Raw genomic sequence first — 3,831 nt, 5'->3', positions numbered from 1 at the left:
TATATGTTTTTAGACAATTTTAGCTCATTTTTTCTACTTCTTTTCTCTTGAATACTTTTGAATTAGTTTTTCTTCTCATTTACCTCTATTTTTTCTCATTTCCATAAATTTTGAAATTCCTAAATATCAAGATCAAATTTACCAGGATTTGCAGCAGCTGCAGTATATTTTAAAATTCGATTTCCGGTAGAATCAGAAATTCCTGATTTATCAATACCTGTACCAGTATTATTATTATTAACTTTCAACTGCATGCCGTTGGCAACATTAAAAGTGGCGCCATTTTCAGTTGAGCCATCGATTAATTTTCTACCGTTGAATTCTGTTCCTGTTGATATACGGTTGATCTCAGCTTTCAACTGTTGCGTTTCAAGGTCAATCAATTTTCTATCGCTGTCACTAGCACTACCTGTTAAAGCCATGATTGATAATTGATCAAGCCTTTTTAAAATATTTACCACACCCTTTGTTCCACCGTAAGCAATGTTTAACACAACTGATGCTTGGTGAGCACTTTTAAGAGCTTCTTTTTGTACTCCTAGATTTATTTCCAATTTTGTACCAATCGCAAGACCCGCTGGATCTTCATAAGGAAATAGAATTCCTTCTCCACAAGATATCTTGTTGGCAATTGTAGAAGAATTTTCTAGAATTCTGCTGATCTGATCTTGTACACCAGCTGTTTGCGTATTAGTAATTGATGGTATAGACATTGTCTTTCTCCAATTTAAAGTTTATTAAAACGAGACTGCTGTCAATAAATGATTTACCCCGCGTTAGAAAAAGTTAGCCATTATTAAGTTGCTCTAAAAAACAGAGCTTTGATGAACCCTTTTAACACACTACTCAAGATAAATTACGACTCCTGTCGTTACACTTCTTATATAAAACGTTAGCACGTTAACAAGTATTTGCAAGTATTTATTTTAGGTAATATACGAATATGTGAAATTTTATCACCAAATAAAAAAAAGAATTATGCTTTTAATATTTGTATTTGTATTGTAAAAATACTTATTTAGCTTTGTTAAAATAATGAATAAACAAGAGGAGATATCCTTCAGCAATCTGTCTGAGTTAGCAATAACACCCATGATGAAGCAATATTTAGGTTTAAAATCTGCACATAAGGATTATTTATTGTTCTTTAGACTTGGAGATTTTTATGAATTATTTTTTGATGATGCGCTGGTTGCTTCAAAGGCACTGGATATAGTACTGACAAAAAGGGGAAAGCAAAGCGGAGATGATATACCAATGTGCGGTGTTCCGCACCACAGCGTTACTCACTATATAAATAAATTACTAAGGGATGGTTATAGCATTGCTATTTGTGAGCAGCTTGAGCCTCCAGAAGAGGCAAAAAAAAGGGGATATAAAGAGGTAGTTAGAAGAGAAGTTGTTCAGATTATCACCCCTGGAACATTGATGGGTGATCAATTGTTGGACCCTAAAAATGCTAATTATTTAATGTCAATTGCAGGGCATAATAATTTATTTGCAATTTCATGGATTGAATTAACTACAGGTGAATTTTATGTTTCTAATTGTAGTAAAACGCAAATTATCAATGAAATATCAAGGCTTACGCCTAAAGAAATTTTAATTCCTAAAAAATTAAGTGATGACCAAAATATACTAAATTCAAAAGTCGCACTTACTGTTAGAAGTGACAACATATATGATTATAAGAGTTGCGTTAATAGACTTGAAGATTACTATAAGATTAATTCTATCAAAGGGTTAGGAGATTTTAATCATGCGCAGGTAATGGCTGCAGGTTCTTTAGTTGAATATATAGTGCATACTCAAAAGAATAACCTACCCAAGCTAAAAATTTTAAAAAAGCTGGATAGAGAATTTTTCATGGAAATTGATGCATCAACTAGGATGAGCCTCGAGCTTGATAAAACTGCTACAAACAGAGAGTTCAATTTGCTTAGCACAATTGATAAAACCATAACATCAGCAGGGGCTAGGCTAATAAAAAATAGATTGAACTCACCTCTTAATAATTCAGCAGTTATAAATAAAAGGCTAGATTGTGTAGAATTTTTTTGTAATAAAAATGAACTCAGGAAGCAAACTAGAGAATATCTAAAATATTTTCCAGATGTTCAAAGGGCATTATCAAAAATATTTATCAATAAGGCAATACCTAGAGATTTAAATGTTGTTAAGAATGGTTTAAAAATTGCAACTATGGTCAGCGAATTGCTGAGAATTAAGGATACAAAATTAATTGATGAGATAAATTCTCTCGTTTCTCAAATTTTTGGATATGACAAGTTGGTAACTGAATTAGAAGAAGCTCTGATTTCCAGTGAAGAACCTATAGAGGGACAAAGTTTTATAAAAAAGGGTTATGATGCATATCTGGATGAGCTGTATGATTTAAAGAATAATTCCAACGAAAAAATCATTAATATACGGGATAAGTATAGAAAAAAAACTGGTGTGCAAAATTTGAAGATATCAAAAAATAATGTTTTTGGCTATTTTGTGGAAGTGACCAGTTTAAATGCAGATAAATTAGATGGTGCTTTTTTTATTCATAAGCAGACATTAGGAAATTATGTGAGATATTTTACAACCGAATTGAAAGATTTGGAAAACGTCCTGCTTAATTGTGATAATAAAATTAGTAATTTGGAGCAGGAAATTTTTAATAAACTATGTAATAGCACCAAAAACTATTTTGATGAGATTAGCTTAGTTATAGATAGTATTTCTAATCTTGATTTTTACAGTGCTCTGGCTGAATTTGCTGTTCAAAATAATTATGTTAGACCAATTGTAGATGGCAGTGATGCATTTCTGATTGAGGAAGGAAGGCATCCGGTTGTAGAACATTTTCAAAAAGAAAATTTCATTTCAAATACTTCAAATATAACAGAAGAAGAAAAAATATGGCTTATTACTGGACCTAATATGGCTGGTAAAAGTACTTTTTTAAGGCAGAATGCTTTAATTTGTATTCTTGCACAAATTGGCAGTTATGTACCTGCTAAAAAGGTCCATATTGGTGTTGTTGATAAAATATTTAGTAGAATAGGTGCCGCTGATAACATTGCCAAGGGTGAGTCTACTTTTATGGTAGAAATGACCGAAACAGCATATATTATCAATAATGCTACTGCAAAATCATTGGTTATTCTTGATGAAATTGGTAGAGGAACCTCAACTCATGATGGGATATCAATAGCTTGGGCTGTGCTTGAACATTTGCACAACAAAATTAATTGCAGAACTTTATTTGCAACACATTATCATGAATTAACTCAGTTAAATAAGTATCTCAGTAAAGTTGCTAACTATACTATGGAGGTTAAAGAATGGGATAAGAAAATTGTGTTTTTGCATAAAATAATTTCTGGTGTGGCAGATAGTTCATATGGTATTCATGTTGCAGAATTAGCAGGATTACCAAAAGATGTAATAAGTACTGCCAAAAAGATATTATGCAATTTTGAAAAACAGGATTCAATTAAGGTTCAAAATTCTTACCAAGAAGATAATAACGTTGAAGAAAATGAAGTGCTAATAATGCTTAAGAATATTGATATTAACAATATTTCTCCAATGCAAGCGCAACAAATTTTATTTGAGTTAAAAAATAGGCATTGCTAAACAAATATAGCATACAATTGAGAAAGCTGATATGATATGCACAATAACACAAATAAGGTTAGTATATGTCAGAAATAATAAAGACCATTGCATAATAGGCAGAAAGAAACATATATGATAGAATGAAAAGATAAGTACATACGAAAGAGGAGGCAAAATGTCATTTTTAGTAAGAGAAGCAGAAGAACGTATAGAGAAGAG

The 3,831-nt window shown here is 31.4% G+C and carries 3 protein-coding genes; 1 reads left to right on the top strand and 2 read right to left on the bottom strand.

What is annotated here, in order from left to right:
* Positions 1-119 precede the first annotated feature (119 nt).
* A complete protein-coding gene (locus L8D11_RS04020; protein ID WP_236870388.1) occupies positions 120-713 on the bottom strand; it encodes a flagellin in 594 nt (197 codons plus the stop codon).
* A gap of 322 nt (positions 714-1,035) precedes the next feature.
* Between L8D11_RS04020 and mutS the strand changes: the two genes are divergently transcribed.
* On the top strand, positions 1,036-3,630 hold the full coding sequence (gene mutS / locus L8D11_RS04015; protein ID WP_236870387.1) for a DNA mismatch repair protein MutS: 2,595 nt from the start codon (positions 1,036-1,038) through the stop codon (positions 3,628-3,630).
* Here the strand turns inward: mutS and L8D11_RS04010 are convergent.
* Positions 3,610-3,831 (bottom strand): hypothetical protein (locus L8D11_RS04010; RefSeq protein ID WP_236870386.1); only part of this gene is annotated, 222 nt, incomplete at its 5' end. The genes mutS and L8D11_RS04010 overlap by 21 nt on opposite strands.

Source organism: Candidatus Bandiella numerosa (genome assembly GCF_021811875.1).
GTDB lineage: Bacteria > Pseudomonadota > Alphaproteobacteria > Rickettsiales > Midichloriaceae > Aquirickettsia > Aquirickettsia numerosa_A.
This window is presented reverse-complemented; position numbering and strand designations above follow the sequence as displayed.